General features: G+C 75.0%; 1 protein-coding gene. It reads left to right on the top strand.

From position 1 onward, the window contains the following. Positions 1–9: 9 nt before the first annotated feature. The gene (locus ACWDBE_RS23590) at positions 10–24,087 is read left to right on the top strand and encodes a non-ribosomal peptide synthase/polyketide synthase (protein WP_449808975.1); all 24,078 of its coding nucleotides are present in this window, start codon (positions 10–12) and stop codon (positions 24,085–24,087) included.

Genomic DNA, 24,087 nt, shown 5'->3' with positions numbered 1-24,087 from the left:
GGTACCCCCATGTCCCGTCGCGACGGCGACGTCCTTCCGCTGACAGCGGCCCAGCGCGAGATCTGGCTCGCCGAGCAACGCTCCAGGACACCGATCCCGGGCTACCGCGTCGGCGAGTGCCTGGAGATCCACGGGCCGGTGGACCGGGAGCTCTTCGAGACCGCGCTGCGCCGGGTCGTCGACGAGGTCGACGCCCTGCACGTGACCTTCGTCGAGGACGGCGAGGGCCCGCGCCAGGTCCTTCGGGAGAGCTGGGACTGGGCGCCCGCGCACCTCGACCTCAGCGGGGAGCCGGACCCCCGGGCGGCGGCCGTGGAGTGGATGCAACGGGACCTGCTGCGCCCGCTGGACCTCGCCCGGGACCCACTGTTCGGCCACGCGCTGATCAAGGCGTCGCCGACGGAGTTCCTCTGGTACCTGAACTACCACCACGTCGTGCTGGACGCGATCAGCAGCTCCATGCTCCGGCAGCGGGTCGGCGAGGTGTACTCGGCGCTCGCCGAGGGCGGCGGCGCCGTGCCGCCGTGCCCCTTCGGCTCGCTACGGGACCTGGTCGACAGCGACGCCGCCTACCGCGCGTCCGCCGACTTCACCGCCGACCGCGCCCACTGGACCGGGCGGTTCGCCGACCTGCCCGCCCCGACCCGGCTCGCCGACACCTCCGCCACCGACCCGCACCGCGCCCTCCGGCTGGCCGAGGAACGGGAGCTGCGCCGCCCGGACGCCCTGCGGGCCGCGGCCGACCGTTCCGGCGTCCGGTGGTCCCGGCTGGTGATCGCGGCGACGGCGCTCTACGTCCACCGGCTGACCGGCAACCAGGACGTGGTGCTCGCCATGCCCGTCACCGCGCGCCGGGGCGCCGACCGCGACCTGACGGCGGTGCCGGGCACCCTGTCCAACGTGGTGCCGCTGCGGCTGACGGTGCGACCGGGCCTGCCGTGGCGCGACCTCGTCGCCCAGGCGGCGCGGGAGGTCGAGACGGCCGTCGCGCACGAGCGCTACCGCAGCGAGGACCTGCTGCGCGACCTCGGCGCCCCCGGCAGCATCGGCACGGCGTTCCCGCTGATCGTCAACATCATGGCGTTCAACTCCCGGCCGAGCTTCGCCGGGCACCCCGCCGACGTGCACCACTTCGTGTCCGGGTCGACGACCGACCTCGCCGTCTGGGTCTTCGACTACCGGGACGGCAACCCGCCGCTGCTGCGGCTGCACGGCTCGCCGGAGGCCTACGGCGACGCGGACCTCGCCGGCCACCAGGAGCGGCTGCTCGCGCTGCTGGACACCGTCGCGGACTGCGACCCGGACGAGCCGGTGGGCCGGATCGAACTGCTCACCGCCGAGGAGCGGCGCGAGGCGGCGGTGCTCGGTACCGGGCCGGTCGCGCCGGCCCCGGCCACGAGCCTGCCGGAGCTGTTCCGGGAACACGCGCGGGCGACCCCGGACCTGGTCGCGCTGGTCTGCGGCGACGTCTCGCTGACGTACGCGGAGCTGGACCGGCGGGCCAACCGGCTGGCGCACGCCCTGATCGCGCGGGGAGCCGGGCCGGAGCGGCGGGTCGCGGTGGCCCTGCCACGCTCGGCGGAGCTGGTGGTGGCGATCCTCGCGGTGCTGAAGACCGGCGCGGCGTACGTCCCGGTCGACCCCGAGTACCCGGCCGCCCGGATCGCCTACCTGCTCGACGACGCCCGGCCGGCCCTGCTGGTCACGGACTCCCGCGGCGAGGGGCGGCTTCCGCAGGCCGGGCCCGTCGACCGGCTGGTGCTGGACACCGCCGACCTGGACGGGCTGCCGGACACCGACCCGATGGTGGCCGTCCACCCGGACCACCCCGCGTACGTCATCTACACCTCCGGCTCCACCGGGCGGCCCAAGGGCGTGCTGCCGACCCACGGCGGCCTGCTCGACCTGCTCACCGACCTCCGCCAGGTGCAGCTCGCGCCGGTGCTCGCGGAGCGGCGGCGGCTGCGGGTGGCGCTGACCACCTCGGTCTCCTTCGACGCCTCCTGGAACCAGCTGATCGCCCTGTTCGGGGGCCACGAGCTGCACGTCCTGGAACACGCGACCTGGACCGACCCGGACGCCTTCGTCGCCTACTCCGGGCGGTGCGGGCTCGACTACGTCGAGGCCACCCCGTCCTACCTCCGGGTACTCGTCGAGCACGGGCTGCTGAGCGACCAGCGGCGGCGGCCGGCCGTGGTCGCGGCGGGCGGCGAGGCCGTCCCGGAGCGGCTCTGGGCGCAGCTGCGGGCGGCTGAGGGGGTGCGCTGCCTCAACCTCTACGGACCGTCCGAGTGCACCGTCAACTCGGTGGTGGCGCCGCTGGGTTCGAGTCCGCGCCCGGTGATCGGGCGGCCGGTCGGCAACGCCCGGCTGTACGTGCTGGACGGCGCCCTGCGGCCGCTGCCGGCCGGTGTGGCGGGTGAGCTGTACGTCGCGGGTGCGGGGCTGGCCCGCGGCTACCTCGACCGGCCGGGGCTGACCGCCGGGCGCTTCGTGGCGGACCCGTTCGGGCCGAGCGGATCGCGCATGTACCGCACCGGCGACCTGGTGCGCTGGGACGCGTCCGGCAACCTGGAGTTCCTCGGCCGCACCGACGACCAGGTGAAGGTCCGCGGCTTCCGGGTCGAACTCGGCGAGATCGAGGCCGTGCTCACCGAGCACCCGCTGGTCGCCCGGGCCGCCGTGCTGGTGCGCACCGAGGAGGAACCGCGGCTGGTCGCCTACGCCGTCGCGGAGCCCGGAGCCGCGCCGACCGACACCGTGCTGCGCGACCACCTGCGGGACCGGCTGCCCCGGCACATGGTGCCGGCCGCTTACGTGCTGCTGGACGCCCTGCCGCTGACCCCGAACGGCAAGCTCGACCGGCGAGCCCTCCCGGCGCCCGAGCAGACCACCGCCGTCCGGGGCCGCGCCCCGCGCACCGCGACCGAGCACCTGCTCGCCGGACTGTTCGCCGAGGTGCTCGGGGTGTCCGAACCCGGCTTGGACGACAGCTTCTTCGACCTCGGCGGGCACTCCCTGCTCGCCACCCGGCTGGTCGCCCGGGCCCGCTCGGCACTCGGCGTGGAACTGCGGCTCGGCGACCTGTTCGACGCGCCGACGGTGGCGGAACTGGCGGCGGCCGTGGACGTCGCGGGCCGCGCGCGCCCGGCGTTGGGGCGGCGCGAGAGGCCGGACACCGTTCCGCTGTCCTTCGCGCAGCGGCGGCTGTGGTTCCTGCACCGCATGGAACCCGCCCAGAGCGCCACGTACAACATCCCGCTGGCCCTGCGGCTGTCCGGCGAGCTGGACCAGCGGGCCCTGGAGGCCGCCCTGGCGGACCTGGTCGAGCGGCACGAGAGCCTGCGCACCGTCTTCCCGACGGTCGACGGCGTGCCGTGCCAGCGGGTGCTGGACCCGGACGAGGCCCGGCCTCGGCTGCGGATGACCGAGACCGCCGAGCGCGAGCTGCCCGAGCGGCTGGCGGCGGCGGCCCGGTACGGCTTCGACCTCGCCGGGGAACCGCCGCTGCACGCCGAACTCTTCCGGACGGCGGCCGAGGAGCACGTGCTGCTGCTGGTGATGCACCACATCGCCGGTGACGGCTGGTCGGCCGGGCCGCTCTCACGGGACCTGACGACCGCCTACGCGGCCCGCGCGCAGGGCGCGAAGCCGCAGTGGTCGCCGCTGCCCGTCCAGTACGCCGACTACGCCCTCTGGCAGCGCGAGCTGCTCGGCGACGGCACCGACCAGGACAGCCTGCTGAGTCGTCAACTCGCCTACTGGCAGGCAAAGTTGGCGGACCTTCCGGAGCAGGTCGAGCTTCCCTTCGACCGGCCCAGGCCGGCCGCGATGTCCTACCGGGGCGCCCACCTGCCGGTGCGGATCGACGCCGAGCTCCACCAGGGCCTGCGCGCGCTCGCCCGGGACGGCGGGGCCAGCCTCTTCATGGTGCTCCAGGCCGGACTGGCCGCGCTGCTGGGCAAACTCGGCGCGGGCACCGACGTCCCGATCGGCACCCCGATCGCCGGACGCACCGACGAGGCCGTGGACGAGCTGGTCGGCTTCTTCGTCAACACCCTGGTGCTGCGCACCGACCTCTCCGGAGACCCGTCCTTCACCGAACTGCTCGGCCGGGTGCGCGCCGACGCGCTCGCCGCGTACACGCACCAGGACGTGCCGTTCGAGCACCTGGTGGAGGCGCTGAACCCGACCCGGACACTGGCGCACCACCCGCTGTTCCAGACCATGCTCGCCCTGCAGAACGCACCGCTCGGCACCTTCGACCTGCCGGGGCTGCGGGTGGCCACCGACCTGGTCCACACCGGGACGGCCAAGTGCGACCTGACCTTCATCCTGGCCGAACAGCCCGACGGGCTATCGGGCGTCCTGGAGTACAGCACCGACCTGTTCGACGAGGCCACCGCCGCCGGGATCGTCGAGCGGTGGCTGCGGCTGCTGCGCGCCGTGGCCGCCGACCCCGGCCGGCGGATCGGCCGGGTCGACGTGCTGTCCGCCGAGGAACTCGCCGCGCTGCTCCCGGCCCGTACCGACCGGGGCGAGCGGCCGCCGGAGCTCGGCCTGACCGCGCTGTTCGAGCGGCAGGTGCGGGCGAACCCGGCCGCCGCCGCCCTCACGGACGGCGAAGTCACCCTGACCTACGGCGAGTTGAACGCCCGGGCGAACCGGCTGGCGCACGCCCTGATCGACCGGGGGGTGGGCCCGGAGCAGCTCGTCGCACTGGCCCTGCCGCGCTCGGCGGAGCAGGTCGTGGCGGTGCTCGCCGTACTCAAGGCGGGCGGCGCGTACCTCCCGGTGGACCCGGACTACCCGGCCGCCCGGATCGCCTACCTGCTCCAGGACGGCCGCCCCGCGCTGCTGGTGACGGCCGGCGCGGCCGGCGAGCTGCCGGGAGCGGACGGCGTGGACCGGCTTCCGCTGGACACCGCAGACCTGGCCGGGCAGCCGGACACCGATCCGAAGGTCGCGGTGGACCCCGGCCAGGCGGCCTACGTCATCCACACCTCCGGCTCCACCGGCAACCCCAAGGGCGTCGTGGTCCCGCACCGGAACGTGGTGCGGCTGTTCGACGCCACCCGGGAGCTGTTCGGCTTCTCCGCCGAGGACGTCTGGACGCTCTTCCACTCCTACGCCTTCGACTTCTCGGTGTGGGAGCTGTGGGGGCCGCTGCTGCACGGAGGCCGGCTGGTGGTCGTCGACCACGAGACCAGCCGCTCGCCCCACGCGTTCCTGCAACTCCTCGCCCGCGAGCGGGTGACGGTGCTCAACCAGACGCCCTCCGCCTTCTACCAGCTGATGCGGGCGGACCAGGAGGCGGGCCCCGAACTCGCCCTGCGCACCGTGGTGTTCGGCGGCGAGGCGCTGGAGCACGTCCGGCTGGCGAGCTGGTACGAGCGGCACCCCGAGGACGCGCCGCGGCTGGTCAACATGTACGGCATCACCGAGACCACCGTGCACGTCACCCACGCGGCCCTCGACGGCCCCGGCACCGCCGCCGGGCAGATCGGCACGGCCCTGCCGGACCTGCGGACGTACGTGCTCGACGACGGCCTGCGCCCGGTCGCCCCGGGCGTCGCGGGAGAGCTGTACGTCGCGGGCCCGGGCCTGGCCCGCGGCTACCTGAACCGGCCCGGCCTGACCGCCGGGCGGTTCCTCGCCGACCCCTTCGGGCCGGCCGGCTCCCGGATGTACCGCAGCGGCGACCTGGTGCGCCGGGCGGCGGACCACAGCCTGCGCTACGTCGGCCGGGCCGACCAGCAGGTGAAGGTCCGCGGCTTCCGCATCGAACTCGGCGAGATCGAGGCAGCCCTCGCCGCCCACCCCGGCGTCGCCCAGGCCGCCGTGCTGGCCCGGCAGGACCGCGCCGACGACACCCGGCTGGTCGCCTACCTGGTGCCGGCCGCCGCGGCCGCGCCACGCCCGGCCGAGCTGCGCGGATACCTGGCCGAGCGACTGCCGGAGCACCTGGTGCCGTCCGCGTTCGTCCTGCTGGACGCGCTGCCGCTGACCGCCAACGGCAAGCTCGACCGCCGCGCCCTGCCCGCCCCCGACCTCGCCCCGGCGGCCGCCGCCCGCGCGCCGCGCACCCCGCAGGAGCAGGTCCTCTGCGAACTGTTCGCCGAGGTCCTCGGCGTGGCGTCGGCCGGCGTCGACGACGGCTTCTTCGACCTCGGCGGGCACTCGCTGCTGGCCACCCGCCTGGCCGCCCGGATCCGCGCGACGCTCGGCGTGGAGATGCCGCTGCGCACCCTGTTCGAGGCGCCGACCCCGGCCGGCCTGGCCGCCGCCCTGGTCGCGGCCGGACCGGCGCAGGCCGCCCTGGTACGGCGCGAGCGCCCCGAGGCGATCCCGCTGTCGTTCGCGCAGCGGCGGCTGTGGTTCCTGCACCAGCTGGAGGGCGCCGACGCGAACTACCACATCTCCCTGGCCTGGCGGCTGTCCGGGGTGCTGGACCGGCGGGCCCTGGAGGCCGCCGTGGCGGACGTGGTGGCCCGGCACGAGAGCCTGCGCACCGTCTTCCCTGCGGTGGACGGCGTGCCGCACCAGCGGGTGCTGGACGTCGCGGCGGCCCGCCCGCGGCTGCTCGTGAGCCCGACCACCGAGGCCGGGCTGCCGGCCGCGCTGGCGGCGGCGAAGGACCGCCCGTTCGACCTGGCGGTCGACGTGCCGCTGCGGGTCGGGCTGTTCGAGCCGGCACCGGACCACCACGTGTTCCAGCTGGTGCTCCACCACATCGCCGGTGACGGCTGGTCGCTCGGCCCGCTCGCGCGGGACCTGACCGCCGCCTACACGGCGCGCCGTCGCGGCGAGGAGCCGCGGTGGGAGGAGCTGCCGGTCCAGTACGCCGACTACGCCCTGTGGCAGCACGAGCTGCTCGGCGAAGCCGGCGACCGTGACAGCCTGCTCGCCCGCCAGTCCTCCTACTGGAAGCGTCAGTTGGCGAATATGCCGGAGCTGCTCCAGTTGCCCACCGACCGGCCCCGCCCGGCGGTCGCCTCGCACCGGGGCGGCTTCGTGCACGCCGGACTGGACGCCGAACTGCACCGCGGTCTGCGCGAGCTCGCCCGTGCGCACGGCACCAGTCTGTTCATGGTGCTCCAGGCCGGTCTGGCCGCACTGCTGAGCAAGCTCGGCGCGGGCGACGACATCCCGCTCGGCAGCCCGGTCGCCGGCCGGACGGAGCAGGCGCTGGACGAGCTGGTCGGCTTCTTCGTCAACACCCTCGTGTTCCGCACCGACACCTCGGGCGACCCGACCTTCGTGGAACTGCTGGGCCGGGTCCGGGACACCGCGCTGGCCGGATACGCCCACCAGGACCTGCCGTTCGAGCACCTGGTCGAGGACCTCAACCCGGCGCGCTCGCTGGCGCACCACCCGCTGTTCCAGGTCATGCTGGTGCTGCAGAACGCGCACGGCGCCGACTTCGCGCCGCCCGGGCTGCACGTCGACGACATGCCGCTGACCACGACCACCGCCAAGCTCGACCTGACCTTCACGGTGTCCGAGCGGCACGCGTCGGACGGTCCCGCCGGGTCCGGCGGCCCGGGAGGGGCCCCCACCCCGGAGGGGATCGACGTCGTCGTCGAGTACGCCGCGGACCTGTACGACCCTGCCACCGTCGAGACGATGGTCGGGCGCTGGGAGCGACTGCTCCGCGCCGTGACCGCCGACCCGCGGCGGCGACTCAGCCGGTGCGACGTGCTCTCCGCCGCGGAGCACGGCGACCTGGCGGCACTCGGCACCGGACCGGAGGTGGAGCTTCCGGCCGCGAGCGTGGCGGAGCTGTTCCGGGCGCAGGTGCGCGCCACCCCGGAGCAGGTGGCACTGGTGTGCGGGGACGTCTCGCTGACGTACGAGGAAGTGGACGCGCGGGCGAACCGGCTGGCACACGCCCTGATCGCCCGTGGCGCGGGGCCGGAGCGGCTGGTGGCGGTCGCCCTGCCGAGGTCGGCCGAGCTGGTGGTGGCGGTCCTCGCCGTGCTGAGGACCGGAGCGGCCTACGTCCCGATTGACCCCGAGTACCCGGCCGCGCGGATCGGGCACATGCTCGATGACGCCGGTCCGGTCCTGGTGGTGACCGACGCCCGGACGCGGGACGGGCTGCCGGAGGCGGGCCCGGCCGGGTGGCTGGTGCTCGACGACCCGCGGACGGCCGCCCTGGTGGCCGGCTGCCCGGCGACGGACCCCCTGGTGGCCATCGACCCGAGGCATCCGGCCTACGTGATCTACACCTCCGGCTCCACCGGGAAGCCCAAGGGCGTGGTGTCGACCCACGGCGGCCTGCTCAACCTCTTCGTCAGCCAGCGTCCGCTGCTGTTCCCCCGGCGGACGGAGGAGCGGCTGAGGATCGGACTGACCACCTCCGTGTCGTTCGACGCCTCCTGCGACCAGATCTCCAGCCTGTACGCGGGCCACGAACTGCACGTCCTGGACGAGGCGACCTGGTCCGACCCGGACGCCTTCGTGCACTACGCGGCACGCGCCGGTCTGGACTACGTCAACGCCACCCCGTCCTACCTCCAGGTCCTCGTGGCGCGGGGGCTCCTGGACGATCCGGTGCGTCGTCCGGCGGTGGTCTCGATGGGTGGGGAGGCCGTTCCGGACCGGCTGTGGGAGCGGCTGCGGGCGGTCGAGGACGTCTCCTGCCTGAACTACTACGGGCCGTCCGAGTGCACGGTCGACGCGGTCGTCGCGGCAGTGGCGTCGAGCCCCCGCCCGGTGATCGGCCGGCCGCTCGGAGGCATCCGGCTGTACGTCCTCGACAGCGCGCTGCAGCCGGTGGCCGCGGGCGTGGCGGGCGAGCTGTACCTCGCCGGAGCGGGCCTGGCCCGCGGCTACCTGAACCGGCCAGGACTCACCGCGGGACGGTTCGTGGCGGACCCGTTCGGTCCGAGCGGTTCGCGGATGTACCGCACCGGCGACCTGGTGCGCTGGGGCGCGGACCGGAACCTGTGGTTCCTCGGCCGGACCGACGACCAGGTCAAGGTGCGCGGCTTCCGGATCGAACTCGGCGAGATCGAGGCGGCGCTGGCGGAACACCCGCAGGTCGCCCACGTCGCCGTGATCGTCCGGGAGGACCGGGAAGGGGACGTGCGCCTGGTCGCCTATCCGGTGCCCGCCGCCGGGGCGGAACTCCGCGCGGACGAGCTGCGGGCGCACCTGCGCGAGCGACTGCCGGACCACATGGTCCCGGCCGCCTTCGTGCCCCTGGAGAGCCTGCCGCTGACGGCCACCGGCAAGCTGGACCGGCGCGCGCTGCCCGCGCCCGTCCACGGTGCGGCGCGCACCGGCCGGGCCCCGCGCACACCCCGGGAGCAGGTCCTCGCCGAGCTGTTCGCCGAGGTGCTCGGCGTGGCCGAGGTCGGGGCCGACGACGACTTCTTCGACCTCGGCGGGCACTCCCTGCTCGCCACCCGGCTGGTCGCCAGGGCACGGGCGACCCTCGGAGTGGAACTGGAGCTGCGCGCCCTCTTCGAGACGCCGACGGTGGCCGGGCTCGCCGCCGGGCTCGGCCGGAGCGGCCGGGCGCGGACCGCGCTGCGCCGCGCGGAGCGGCCCGGCACCGTGCCGCTGTCGTCCGCGCAGCAGCGGCTCTGGTTCCTGCACCAGCTGGAGGACGCCGGCTCCGCCTACAACATGCCGCTGGCGTGGCGGCTGTCGGGCGGGCTCGACCGGGCTGCCCTGCACGCGGCGCTCGGCGACGTCGTCGCCCGGCACGAGGGCCTGCGCACCGTCTACCCCCAGGTCGACGGGGTGCCCCACCAGGATGTGCTGGACGCCGGAAGCGCCCCGCCGCGGCTGCCCGTCACCCGCGTCGGCGAGGCGGAGCTGTCGGGGCTGCTGACGGCCGTGGCGGCGCGGGGATTCGACCTCGCGACCGAACCGCCGCTGCGCGCCGAGCTGTTCGAGCTCTCCGCCGACGAACACGTGCTGCTGCTGGTGATCCACCACATCGCCGGTGACGGCTGGTCGCTGGGCCCGCTGGCCGCCGACCTGGCCACCGCCTACGCGGCGCGCCGCCGGGGCGAGGAGCCGCAGTGGGCGCCGCTGCCCGTGCAGTACGCCGACTACACCCTGTGGCAGCGGGAGCTGCTCGGCGAAGCCGCCGACCCGGACAGCCTGTTCGCCCATCAGCTGGCCTACTGGAAGCGGACGCTGGCGGGCCTGCCGGAGCAGATCCGGCTCCCCGCCGACCGCCACCGCCCCGCGACCCCCTCCCACCGCGGCGGCCACCTGGCGGTCGAGCTGGACGCGGAACTGCACGCCGGGCTGGTCCGGTTGGGCCGGGAGCACGGCGCCAGTGTGTACATGGTGCTGCAGGCCGCCCTGGCCTCGCTGCTGGAGAAGCTCGGCGCGGGCACGGACATCCCGCTCGGCAGCCTGATCGCCGGCCGCACCGACCAGGCGCTGGACGACCTCGTCGGGTTCTTCGTCAACACCCTGGTGCTGCGGACCGACACCAGCGGCGACCCGACCTTCGCCGAGCTGCTGGGCCGGGTCCGGGAGGCCGCGCTCGGCGCGTACGCCCACCAGGACCTGCCGTTCGAGCACGTCGTCGAGGCGATCAACCCGTCCCGCTCGCTCGCCCGCCAGCCGCTGTTCCAGGTGCTGCTCGCACTGCAGAACACGCCCCGCACCGAGTTCACCCTGAGCGGTCTGAGCGCCGAGATCCTCCTGGTGCGGACGCCGACGACGATGTTCGACCTCGGCTTCCACCTGCTGGAGCGCGGCGGCACCGGCGGGCCGGCCGAGGGCATCGTCGGGCGGGTCGAGTACCGCACCGACCTGTTCGACCTCGCCACGGTGGAGGCGCTGGTCGCCCGGTGGCTGCGGCTGCTGGCGGCGGTGGCCGCCGAGCCGGACCGGCCGCTGAGCCGGATCGACGTCCTCACCGCCGAGGAGCGGCACGAGCTGCTGGTCGCGCGCAACGACACCGCCCGGCCGGTGCCCGCCGCCACGCTGCCGGCCCTGTTCGAGGCGCGGGTCCGGGCCACCCCGGAGGCCGAGGCGGTGGTGTTCGAAGACACCGTGCTGACCTATCGCGAGCTGAACCGCCGGGCCAACCGCCTGGCGCACGCCCTGATCGCCCGCGGGGTGGGGTCGGAGCAGGTCGTCGCCCTGCGGCTGCCGCGCTCCGCCGAGCTGGTGGTCGCCGTCCTCGCGGTGCTGAAGACCGGTGCGGCGTACCTGCCGGTCGACCCGGACTACCCGGCCGCCCGCATCGCGTACATGCTGGAGGACGCGCGCCCGGCCGTCGTCCTCGACGACCTCGCCGCCGTCACCCCGGCCGGGGATTGGCCGGAGCACGACCCGGCCGTCGCCGTGGACGCCCGGCACCCGGCCTACGTCATCTACACCTCAGGCTCCACCGGCCGGCCCAAGGCCGTGGTGATGCCCGCCGCCGGCCTGCTCAACCTGCTGGCCTGGCACCACGAGGCCGTCGGCGGCGAACCCGGCACCCGCACCGCGCAGTTCACCGCGATCAGCTTCGACGTCTCGGTGCAGGAGCTGCTCTCCGCGCTGCTGTACGGCAAGACGCTGGTGGTGCCGACCGAGGAACAGCGCCGCAGTGCCGAGCTGTTCGCGCACTGGCTGGACCGGCACCGAGTGGGCGAGCTGTTCGCGCCCAACCTGGTGGTCGAGGCGCTGGCCGAGGCCGCCGAGGAGGCCGGACTGGAGCTGCCGAGCCTGCGGCTGGTCGCCCAGGCCGGCGAGGCGATGCGCCTCGGCGGTGCGGTGCGCCGCTTCCAGGCCCGCCGCCCTGGCCGGGTGCTGCACAACCACTACGGGCCCGCCGAGACCCACGTGGTCACCGCCTACCCGCTGCCGGCCGACCCGGCGGACTGCCCGCTGCCGGTGCCGATCGGCCGACCGATCGCCAACTGCCGTGCTTACGTGCTGGACTCGGCGCTCCGGCCGGTCGCCCCCGGGGTGCTGGGCGAGCTGTACCTGGCCGGCGCGGGGCTGGCCCGCGGCTATCTGAACCGGCCGGGGCTGACGGCGAGCAGGTTCGTCGCCGACCCGTACGGCCCGGCGGGCGCGCTGATGTACCGCACCGGTGACCTGGCCCGCTGGCGCGCCGACAGGGAGCTGGAGTTCGCCGGGCGGGTGGACCACCAGGTGAAGGTGCGCGGCTTCCGGATCGAGCCGGGTGAGATCGAGGCCGAGCTGACGGCCCACCCGGGCGTCGCCCAGGTCGCGGTGCTCGCCCGCGAGGACCGGCCGGGCGAGACCCGGATCGTCGCGTACGTCGTCCCTCCGGCCGGGACCGGTGCGACGGCGGCGGAGCTGGCGGCGTACCTGCGCGAGCGGGTGCCCGACTACCTGGTGCCGTCCGCGTTCGTGCTGCTGGACGCGCTGCCGCTGACGCCCAACGGCAAGCTGGACCGCGCCGCGCTGCCCGCGCCCGAGCCGACCGGCACGGCCGTCGGCGGTCGCGGGCCGCGCACCCCGCAGGAGCAGATCCTCTGCGAGCTGTTCGCCGAGGTGCTGGGAGTGGCCCGGGTCGGGGTCGACGGGGACTTCTTCGAGCTGGGCGGGCACTCCCTGCTCGCCACCCGGCTGGTCTCGCGGGTCCGGGCGACCCTCGGGGTCGAGCTGGAGCTGCGCAGCCTGTTCCGGACCCCGACACCCGCCGGACTGGCGGCCGGGCTGCACGACGCCGGCACCGCGCGGCAGGCCCTGGTGCCCCGGCCCCGCCGTGACCCGATGCCGCTGTCCTTCGCCCAGCGCCGGCTCTGGTTCCTCCAGCAGTTCGGCGCGCCGAGCGCCACCTACCACCTGCCGCTCGCCCTGCGGCTCTCCGGCGACCTCGACCGGGCCGCGCTGAGCGCCGCGCTCGCGGACGTGGCGGCCCGGCACGAGACCCTGCGCACCGTCTTCCCGCACCTCGCCGGAGTCCCGTACCAGCGGGTGCTGGACGCCGCCGAGGCCGCCGTCCCGCTGACCGTGCGAGCGGCCGGGGAGGCGGAACTGCCCGCCCTGCTGCGCGAGGCGGCGGTGCGCGGCTTCGACCTCACCTCGGAGGTGCCGCTGCGGGCGGAACTGTTCGCGGTCGCGGAGAAGACCGACGAGCACGTGCTGCTGCTGGTCATGCACCACATCGTCGGGGACGGGTGGTCCCTGGGCCCGCTGGCCCGCGACCTGGCCACCGCCTACACCACCCGGCAGCGGGGCGGGGCGCCGGCCTGGCCGCCGCTGCCGGTGACGTACGGCGACTACACCCTGTGGCAGCACGAGATCCTGGGCGACGAGCAGGACGGCGACAGCGTGTTCGCCCGTCAGGTCGGCTACTGGAACGAGGCGCTGGCGGGGCTGCCCGAGCAGCTGCGGCTGCCCGCCGACCGGCCGCGCCCGGCCACCATGTCGTACGGCGGCGACCTGCTGGAACTCCGGATCGACGCCGAACTGCACACCGCGCTGGTGGGGTTGGCGCGCCGCTCGGGCGCGACCCTGTTCATGGTGCTGCAGGCGGCGCTGGCGGCGCTGTACACCCGGTTGGGTGCGGGGACGGACATCCCGATCGGCAGTCCGATCGCGGGGCGCACCGACGAGGCGCTGGACGACTTGGTCGGGTTCTTCATCAACACGCTGGTGCTGCGGACGGACACCAGCGGTGATCCGTCGTTCACCGAGCTGCTGGGGCGGGTGCGGGAGACGGCGCTGGAGGCGTACGCGCACCAGGACGTGCCGTTCGAGCACCTGGTGGAGGCGCTGAACCCGTCCCGCTCGCTGTCCCACCACCCGCTGTACCAGACCGGGCTGGTCGTGCAGAACGCGCCGGGCGGCGACTTCGACCTCCCCGGCCTGCGGGTCTCCGGGGTGACGGTGCTCACCGGGACCGCGCGGCTCGACCTGACCTTCGGATTCGCGGAGGAGCACGGGCCGGACGGCGCGCCGGCCGGGCTCAGCGGGGCGGTCGAGTACAGCACCGACCTGTTCGACCGCTCGACGGTCGAGGCGCTGGTGGCCCGGTGGACCAGGCTGCTGGCGGCCGTCGCCGCCGCCCCGGAGCAGCCGATCGGCGGGATCGACCTGCTGTCCGCCGAGGAGCGGCGCGAGCTGCTGCCCGCCGTCGACGGCGAGGTGGCGGCGGCGAGTCTGCCGGAGCTGTTCGCGGCGCAGGTCGCGGCGACGCCGGACGCGGTCGCTCTCGTCTGCGGGGACACGGAGTTGACATACCGTCAGTTGAGCGCGCGGGCGAACCGGTTCGCGCATGCGCTGATCGCCAGCGGTGTCGGCCCGGAGCAGCTGGTGGCGGTGGCGCTGCCGCGCTCGGTGGAGTCGGTGGTGGCCGTCCTCGGTGCACTGAAGGCCGGGGCGGCGTACCTGCCGGTGGATCCGGCGTACCCGCCGGCGCGGATCACGTTCATGCTGGACGACGCCCGTCCGGCGGTGCTGGTCGACGATCCGGCGATGGTCTCGGACGGGGACTGGCCGGACGGCGACCCGGGCGTCGTGGTGGACGTCCGGCACCCGGCGTACGTGATCTACACCTCGGGCTCGACCGGCCGCCCCAAGGGCGTGGCCGTGAGCCACAGCGGGGTGTCGGGCCTGGTGGCGGCGCAGACCGAGCGGCTCGGCATGGGGCCGGGCAGCCGGGTGCTCCAGTTCGCCTCGCCCAGCTTCGACGCCTCCTTCTGGGACCTGTGCGGCGCACTGCTGACCGGTGCCGCCCTGGTCCTGGCCCCGGCCGAGGCCCCGCTGGAGGCCCTGGCGGGCCGGCGACTGGACGTCACCCACGTCACCCTGCCGCCCTCGGCCCTGGCCGCGCTGCCGGAGGACTCGGTGACCGCGTCGACCCTGGTGGTGGCGGGCGAGGCCTGCCCGCCGGAGCTGGTCGCCCGCTGGGCGCCGGGCCGGCGGATGATCAACGCGTACGGTCCGACGGAGACGACGGTGTGCGCCACGATGAGCGAGCCGCTGTCCCCGGGGGCGGGCGTGCCGCCGATCGGCCGGCCGGTCGCGGGTTTCCGGGCGTACGTGCTGGACGAGCGGCTGCGTCTCGTGCCGCCGGGGGTGACGGGGGAGCTGTACGTCGCCGGCCCCGGGTTGGCGCGCGGCTACCTCAACCGGCCCGGTCTGACGGCCGGACGGTTCGTCGCCTGCCCGTTCGGTCCCTCGGGCGCCAGGATGTACCGCACCGGTGACCTGGTGCGGCGCCGTGCATGGGGGTCCCCCCGGTCGGAGGTCGGGGGAGGCGAACTGGAGTACGTCGGCCGGGCCGACGACCAGGTGAAGGTGCGCGGCTTCCGCGTCGAACTCGGTGAGGTCGAGGCCGCCCTGGCCGGCCACTCCGCCGTCGCCCAGGCCGCCGTCCTGGCCGGGGACGACCGGCTCGTCGGCTATGTGGCGGCGCGTCCCGGCGCGGCGGTCCGGCCGGTGGAGCTGGCGGCGCACCTGCGCGACCGGCTGCCGGACTACCTGGTCCCGTCGGCGTTCGTGGTGCTGGACGCACTGCCGGTGACGCCGAACGGGAAGCTGGACCGCGCCGCTCTGCCCGCGCCGGAGGCCGCGGCCACCGAGGCGGGCCGGGCGCCGCGCACGCCGCAGGAGCAGATCCTGTGCGGCCTGTTCGCGGAGGTGCTCGGCGTGCCGCAGGTCGGGGTCGACGAGGACTTCTTCGACCTGGGCGGGCACTCCCTGCTCGCCACCCGGCTGGCCGCGCGGGTGCGCTCGGTGCTCGGCGTGGAACTGGGGCTGCGCGCGCTCTTCCAGGCGCCCACCGTGGCGGGCCTGGCCGGGGTGCTGGCCGGGGCCGGCCACGCCCGTCCGGCACTGACCGTGCACGAGCGACCGGACGCGGTGCCGCTGTCCTTCGCGCAGCGCCGGCTCTGGTTCCTGCACCGGATGGACGCCGCCGCCGCGACCTACCACATCCCGCTGGCGCTCCAGCTGACCGGAACGCTGGACCGGGCGGCGCTGGACCGGGCGCTGGCCGATGTGGTGGCCCGGCACGAGAGCCTGCGGACGGTCTTCCCGGAGATCGACGGCGTCCCCCGCCAGTGCGTCCTGGATCCGGCCGCGGCCCGCCCCCGGGCAGGGTCGACGGAGGTGCTGGAGGCCGAACTCTTCGAGCGGCTGGCCGAGTTCGCCCGTCAGCCGTTCGACCTGGCGGTGGAACCCCCGCTGCGGACCGGGCTGTTCGCGCTCGCGGACAAGGCCGGCGAGCACGTGCTGCTGCTGGTCATGCACCACATCGCCGGCGACGGCTGGTCCACCGGCCCACTGGCCCGGGACCTGGCCGAGGCGTACGCGGCCCGCAGCCGGGGTGAGGAGCCGCAGTGGGCCCCGCTGCCGGTGCAGTACGCCGACTACACGCTGTGGCAGCGCGAGCTGCTCGGCGACGCCGATGACCCACAGAGCCGGTTCGCCGAGCAACTCGGTTACTGGAAGCGGCAGTTGTCCGACATCCCGGAGCTGCTCGCGCTGCCCACCGACCGGCCCCGGCCGGCCGTCGCCGGCTGGCACGGGGACCACGTCGGCCTGGAACTCGACGCCGAACTGCACGCCGCCCTCACGGAGTTGGCGCGGCGCACCGGCACGAGTCTGTTCATGGTGCTGCAGGCGGCGCTGGCGGCGCTGTACACCCGGCTGGGTGCGGGGACGGACATCCCGATCGGCAGTCCGATCGCGGGTCGTACCGACGAGGCGCTGGACGAGTTGGTCGGGTTCTTCGTGAACACGCTGGTGCTGCGCACCGACACCAGCGGTGATCCGAGCTTCGCCGAGCTGCTGGGCCGGGTGCGGGAGACGGCGCTGTCGGCGTACGCGCACCAGGACGTGCCCTTCGAGCACCTGGTGGAGGTGCTGAACCCCGCCCGGTCGCTGTCCCACCACCCGCTGTTCCAGACGATCCTGGCCGTGCAGAACGCGCCGATGGGCCGGTTCTCGCTGCCCGGGCTGGACGTCGCCACCTACGCGGTGGCCACCGGAACCGCCAAGTTCGACCTCGGAGTGAGTCTGGTCGAGCAGTTCGGCCCGGACGGGAGCCCCGCCGGGATCGTCGGCGCGGTCGAGTACGCCACCGACCTGTTCGACCGCTCGACGGTCACCGCCCTGGCCGCACGGTGGGCCAGGCTGCTGGAGGCGGTCACCGCCGATCCGGAACGGCCGATCGGGGGGATCGACCTCCTCGACGCCGACGAGCGGCACCGGCTGCTGGAGCGCGGCAACGAGACCGCCCGCGAGGTGGACGCCGTCCCGGTGCCGCGGGCCTTCGCGGCGCAGGTCGCGGCGACGCCGGATGCGGTCGCGCTCGTCCATGGCGAAATCGAGTTGACGTATCGCCAGTTGAACGCGCGGGCGAACCGGTTCGCGCACGCGCTGATCGCGCGCGGCGTCGGGCCGGAGCAGCTGGTGGCGGTGGCGCTGCCGCGCTCGGTGGAGTCGGTGGTGGCCGTCCTCGGTGTGCTGAAGGCCGGGGCGGCGTACCTGCCGGTGGACCCGGCATACCCTGCCGCCCGGATCGCGTTCATGCTGGACGACGCCCGTCCGGCGGTGCTGGTCGACGACCCGGCGATGCTCTCGGACGGCAACTGGCCGGACACCGACCCGGAGGTCGCGCTCGACGTCCGGCACCCCGCCTACGTGATCTACACCTCGGGCTCGACCGGCCGCCCCAAGGGCGTCGTGGTCGGCCACGGCGGCGTGGCCAGTCTGGTGGCCGCCCAGATCGAGCGGTTCGCGATCGAACCCGGCAGCCGGGTGCTCCAGTTCGCCTCGCCCAGCTTCGACGCCTCGGTGTCGGAGATCTTCACCGCCCTGCTGTGCGGCGCGGCCCTGGTGCTGCCCCCGGCGGCCGAGCCGCTGTCCGCGCTGACCGACCCGGGCCTGGCGGTCACCCATGTGACCGTGCCGCCGTCCGTCCTGGCCGCCCTGCCGGTGTGCTCGGTGGCGGTGGTGTCCACGGTGGTGGTGGCCGGTGAGGCCTGCCCGCCGGAGCTGGTGGACCGCTGGGCACCGGGCCGGCGGATGATCAACGCGTACGGTCCGACCGAGACGACCGTGTGCGCGACGATGAGCGACCCGCTGTCGCCGGCGTCCGGCGTGCCGCCGATCGGCCGTCCGATCACCAACGCCCGGGTCTACGTGCTGGACGAGCGGCTGCGACCGGTGCCGCCGGGAGTGCCGGGGGACCTGTACGTGGCCGGCGCCGGCCTGGCGCGCGGGTACCTGAACCGGCCCGGACTCACAGCCGGGCGGTTCGTCGCCTGCCCGTTCGATCCCTCGGGCACCAGGATGTACCGCACCGGGGACGTGGTCCGCTTCCGTGCCGACGGCCAGCTGGAGTACCTCGGCCGGGCCGACGACCAGGTGAAGGTGCGCGGCTTCCGGGTCGAGCCCGGCGAGGTCGAGTCGGCCCTGACCGAACACCCCGCCGTCGCCCGGGCCGCCGTCCTCGCCCAGGACGACCGGCTCGTCGGCTACGTCGTCCCGCGGCAGGAGCCCGCCCGCGACAGCGGCATCGAGGCCGACCACGTGGACGAGTGGCGGGGCATCTACGACGCCCTGCCCATCACCCCCGAGGAAGCCGCGTTCGGCCAGAACTTCGTCGGCTGGAACAGCAGCTACGACGCCGCCCCGATCCCCGTCGAGCAGATGCGGGAGTGGCGCGACGCGACCGTCTCCCGGATCCTGGCCCTGTGCCCCCGCCGGGTTCTGGAGGTCGGCGTCGGCACCGGGCTGCTGCTCTCCCGGATCGCCCCGCACTGCGAGACCTACTGGGCGACCGACTTCTCCGCCACCGCGATCGACGCGCTGTCCGCCCAGGTGGCGCGCCAACCGGACCTGGCCGAGCGCGTCGTGCTCCGGACCCGCCCGGCGCACGACACCGACGGGCTGCCGGGCGGGACGTTCGACACCATCGTGATCAACTCGGTGGTGCAGTACTTCCCGTCCGCCGAGTACCTCGCCGACGTGATCGGGAAGCTGACGGCGCTGCTCGCCCCCGGCGGCGCGCTGTTCATCGGCGACGTCCGCAACCTGCGGCTGCTGCGCCCGCTGGCCACGGCCGTCCAGCTGCACCGCGCCGGGGACGGCGCCGACCTCGCAGCGGTGCGCCGCGCGGTGGAGCAGGCCCTGCGGGTCGAGAAGGAACTCCTGGTCGACCCGGACTTCTTCACCGCCCTGCGGGAGCGTGGCGCGGAGCACGGCACGGAGATCGGCGCGGTGATCGTGGAGGTCAAGCGCGGCCGCCACCACAACGAACTGAGCCGCTACCGCTACGACGTGACGCTGCACAAGCGGCCCGCCGTGCCCGTCCAGCCGCTCGACCTGGCGTGGGGCCGGGACGTCACCGGCCTGGCGGAGCTGCGCGAACTGCTCGGGCGGCCGGGCACCGGCCCGGTGCGCCTCACCGGGATCCCGAACCGCCGCGTCGCGCGCGAGGCCGAGCTGGCCCGGGCGGTGCGCGACGGGGACGGCACGCTCGCCGGGCTGCTGGAGCGGCTGCACGGCCCGGACGGCGCCGACCTGCCCGACCCGGAGGACTTCCACGCCCTCGGCGGGGAGCTCGGCCGCCGGGTCAGCCTCACCTGGTCGGCCGACGCGCCCGAAGCCCTCGACGCGCTCTTCACCGGCTCCACCGCCTCTGCCGGCTCCACCGACGGGCCGGCGGACGCACCCGTCGAGGCCTACCGGCCGGCGCGGCGGGCCGGCGTCCCGCTGTCCGGGCTGACCAACCGCCCGACCGGCAGCCGGGGCACCGGCGCCCTCCTCGGCGAACTCCGCGACTGGCTGCGGGGCCGGCTGCCCGACTACCTGGTCCCCTCGGCGTTCGTGGCGCTGGACGCGCTGCCGCTGACCGCCAGCGGCAAGCTCGACCGCCGTGCCCTGCCCGCCCCCGACCTCGGCCCGGCCGTGGCCGGGCGGGCGCCGCGCACCCCGCAGGAGCAGCTCCTCGCCGAGCTGTTCGCCGAGGTGCTCGGGCTGGCGCAGGTCGGGGTCGAGGACAGCTTCTTCGACCTGGGCGGGCATTCCCTCCTGGCGACCCGGCTGGCCTCCCGGGTCCGGGCGACCCTCGGCGCGGAACTGGAGGTCCGCACGCTCTTCGAGACCCCGACCGTGGCCGCCCTGGCGGCCCGCCTCGACGGCTCCGGAACGGCGCGGCCCGCGCTGACCGCCCGGCCGCGTCCGATGGGGGCACCTCCCGGCCGTCAAGGCTGGGGGAGGGTGCCGCTGTCCTTCGCCCAGCGCCGGCTGTGGTTCCTGCACCGGATGGACGGGCCGAGCGCCACCTACAACATGCCGCTCGCGCTGAGCCTCACCGGTGAACTCGACCGACCGGCCCTGCACGCGGCGCTCGCGGACGTGGTCGCCCGGCACGAGAGCCTGCGGACGGTCTTCCGCGAGACGGACGGCGTGCCGTACCAGGTCGTGCTGAGCGCCGCGGACGCGTACCCGGAGCTGCCGCTGGTCGAGCTGGACGAGGGCCGCCTGGCCGAACGGCTGGCGCGGACGGCCCGGCGCGGCTTCGACCTGGCCGCGCAGCCGCCGGTCCGGGCGGAGCTGTACGCGCTCGCGCCCGACCGGCACGCGCTGCTGGTCGTGGTGCACCACATCGCCGCCGACGGCTGGTCGATGGGCCCGCTCTCCGCCGACCTGGCCGCCGCCTACGCGGCCCGCTGCCGGGGCGAGGAACCGCGGTGGGCCCCGCTGGCGGTGCAGTACGCCGACTACACGCTCTGGCAGCGCGACCTGCTCGGCGACGCCGCCGACCCGGACAGCCTGTTCGCCCGGCAACTTGCCTACTGGAAGGACGAGTTGACGGGAATGCCGGAGCAGCTCCAGCTGCCCGCCGACCGGCCCCGCCCGCCGGTGGCCTCCCAGCTGGGCGACCGGGTCGCGGTCCGGCTGGACGCCGAACTCCACCAGGCCCTGCGGGACCTCGCCACCGCGCGCGGCGCCAGCATGTTCATGGTGCTCCAGGCCGGCCTCGCCGCACTGCTCACCCGGCTCGGCGCCGGTACCGACATCCCGATCGGCAGCCCGATCGCAGGCCGCACCGACCAGGCACTGGACGACCTCGTCGGCTTCTTCGTCAACACCCTGGTGCTGCGCACCGACACCGGAGGCGATCCCGGATTCGCCGAACTGCTCGGCCGGGTGCGGCAGAAGGCGCTCGCCGCGTACGACCACCAGGACGTGCCGTTCGAGTACCTGGTCGAGGTGGTCAACCCGGCGCGGTCGCTGGCCCGCCACCCGCTGTTCCAGGTCATGCTGGCCCTGCAGAACGCGCCGCTGGGCGAGTTCGCGCTGCCGGGGCTGGAGACCGGCCACCTGGAGGCGCCGACCGGGACCTCCCGGGTCGACCTGACCTTCAGCCTGGCCGAGCAGTTCCGCCCGGACGGCGGCCCCGACGGCCTGGTCGGCGCGGTGGAGTACGCCACCGACCTGTTCGACGCGCCCACCGTGGAGCTGCTATTCGACCGCCTGGCCCGGCTGCTTCGTACCGCGGTCGCCGACCCGGACCGGCCGATCGGCCGGATCGACCTCCTGTCCGAGGCGGAACGCCACCAACTGCTGCACGGGTTCAACGACACGGCCGCCGAGCTGCCCCGGGCCGCGGTGCCGGAGCTGTTCGCCCGCCAGGTGCGGGCCACCCCGGACGCGGTCGCCGTCGTGGCGGGCGGCACCGAGCTGACCTACCGGGAGCTCGACCGGCGCTCCAACCGGCTCGCACGGGCACTGGTCCGCCGGGGCGTCCGGCCGGAGACGCCCGTCGCGGTGCTGATGGAACGCTCGGCGGACCTGGTCACGGCCATCCTGGCGATCGTCAAGGCGGGCGGCGCCTACGTGCCGCTGGACTCGCGCTTCCCGGCGACCCGGATCGAACTGATCCTGCGGGAGAGCGGCGCGGCCCTGGTGCTCACCGAGGAGGTGCTGGCCGCCCTGGTGGACGCCGAGCCCGATCCGTCCGACGTCGAAGTCCCGTGCGAGCCGAAGCAGTTGGCGTACATCATGTACACCTCAGGATCGACCGGGCGGCCGAAGGGCGTGGCCGTCACCCACCGCGACGTGGTCGGCCACGCGCTGACCCCCGAATGGCGCGGCGGCGGACACGAGCGGGTGCTGATGCACTCCCCGACGGCCTTCGACCTCTCGACCTACGAGCTGTGGGTGCCGCTCCTGGGCGGCGGCCGGATCGTGGTCGCACCGCCCGAGCAGCTCGACCTCGACCTGCTCCAGCACACCATCGGCACCCACGGGGTGACCGGTCTGTGGCTCACCGCCGGACTCTTCCGGCTGGTCGCCGAGGAGCGCCCCGGCCTGCTCGCCGGGGTGCGCGAGGTGTGGACCGGCGGCGACGTGGTCTCCCCGGCCGCCGCCGCCCGGGTGCTGGAGGCCTGCCCCGGCATCGAGGTGGTCAACGGCTACGGCCCCACCGAGGCCACCACCCTGGCCACCTGCCACCCGGTGCGCGACCTGCCCGAGCAGGCCGCCTCCGTGCCGATCGGCGGCCCGATGGCCAACATGCGCGCCTACGTGCTCGACGACCACCTGCGGCCGCTGCCCGTGGGGATGGTCGGCGAGCTGTACCTCGCGGGGGTCGGCGTGGCCCGGGGCTACCACGGCCGGCCGGGACTCACCGCGGAGCGCTTCACCGCCGACCCGTACGGGCCGTCCGGGAGCCGGATGTACCGCACCGGCGACCTGGCCTGGTGGCGCGCCGACGGCACCCTGGAGTTCGCCGGACGAGCCGACCACCAGGTCAAGCTGCGCGGCCTGCGGATCGAGCCCGGCGAGATCGAGGCCGTCCTGGCGGGCTGCCCGGGCGTCGCCCAGGCGGCCGTGGTCGCCCGCGAGGACCGGCCGGGCGACAAGCGGCTGGTCGCCTACCTGGTGCCCGCCCCCGAGGGCGCGCCCGAGGCGGTCGAGCTGTCCGCCCGGCTGCGCCGCGAGCTGCCCGACTACATGGTGCCGGCGGCGTTCGTCACCGTGGACGCGCTGCCGCTGACCGCCAACGGCAAGCTCGACCGGGCCGCCCTGCCCGCCCCCGAGTACGGGGCTTCGGACGCCGGCCGCGGCCCCCGGACGCCGCAGGAGCAGCTGCTGTGCGGCCTGTTCGCCGAGGTCCTCGGCCGGGAGCCGGTGTCCATCGACGACAACTTCTTCGACCTGGGCGGGCACTCGCTGCTGGCCGCCCGGCTGGCCTCCCGGGTCCGCGAGACCCTCGGCCTGGAGCTGGGACTGCGCATGCTCTTCGAGGCGCCGACCGTGGCCGGGCTCACCGAGCGCCTGGTCATGAACGATCCCGACGACGCGCTGGACGTGGTGCTGCCGCTGCGTTCGACCGGGACGGGCACGCCGCTGTTCTGCGTCCACCCCGGGGGCGGCATCAGCTGGTCGTACAGCGGGCTGCTGAACCACGTCGGCCCGCAGCACCCGGTCTACGCGATCCAGGCGCGCGGCCTCGGCCGGCCCGAACCGCTGCCGACGTCCTACGAGGAGATGGCGGCCGACTACGCCGACCACATCCGGAAGATCCAGCCGGAGGGCCCGTACCTGCTGCTCGGCTGGTCCGCCGGCGGGCTGATCGCCCACGCGCTCGCCTGCGAGCTGCAGTCGCGCGGTGAGCGGACCGCGCTGCTGGCGATCCTCGACGCCTACCCGGTGAAGGACGTGAAGTTCGAGGAGGTGCCGGTGCCCACCGAGCGGGACGTGCTCGTCGGGGTGCTCGACGTCGACCCGGACGAGCTGGGCGACCGGGAGATCACCTACGCGGAGGTCGCCGAGGTGCTGAACCGGCGGGGCAGCGCGCTGGCCGGCCTGACCGAGCGGCAGGTCGAGGTGGTCGTCCAGATCATGATCAACAACGCGAAGCTGGCGGTCGACTTCGTCCCCGGGACCTTCGACGGGGACCTGCTGCTCTTCAACTCCACGATCGACCGCAACGCCGAGGACAACGCCGGGCCGGGGATCTGGCAGCCCTACGTCACCGGCCGGATCGAATCGCACGAGGTCACCACCCGGCACAACCGGATGACCCAGGCCGGCTCGCTGGCCCAGATCGGACCGGTCCTGGCCGCCAGGATCGCCGAGGCCACCGGCGACACCACCGTTTCCCACCACCACCAGGAGGACTGA

The sequence above is a fragment of the Kitasatospora sp. NPDC001132 genome (genome assembly GCF_053598415.1).
This window is presented reverse-complemented; position numbering and strand designations above follow the sequence as displayed.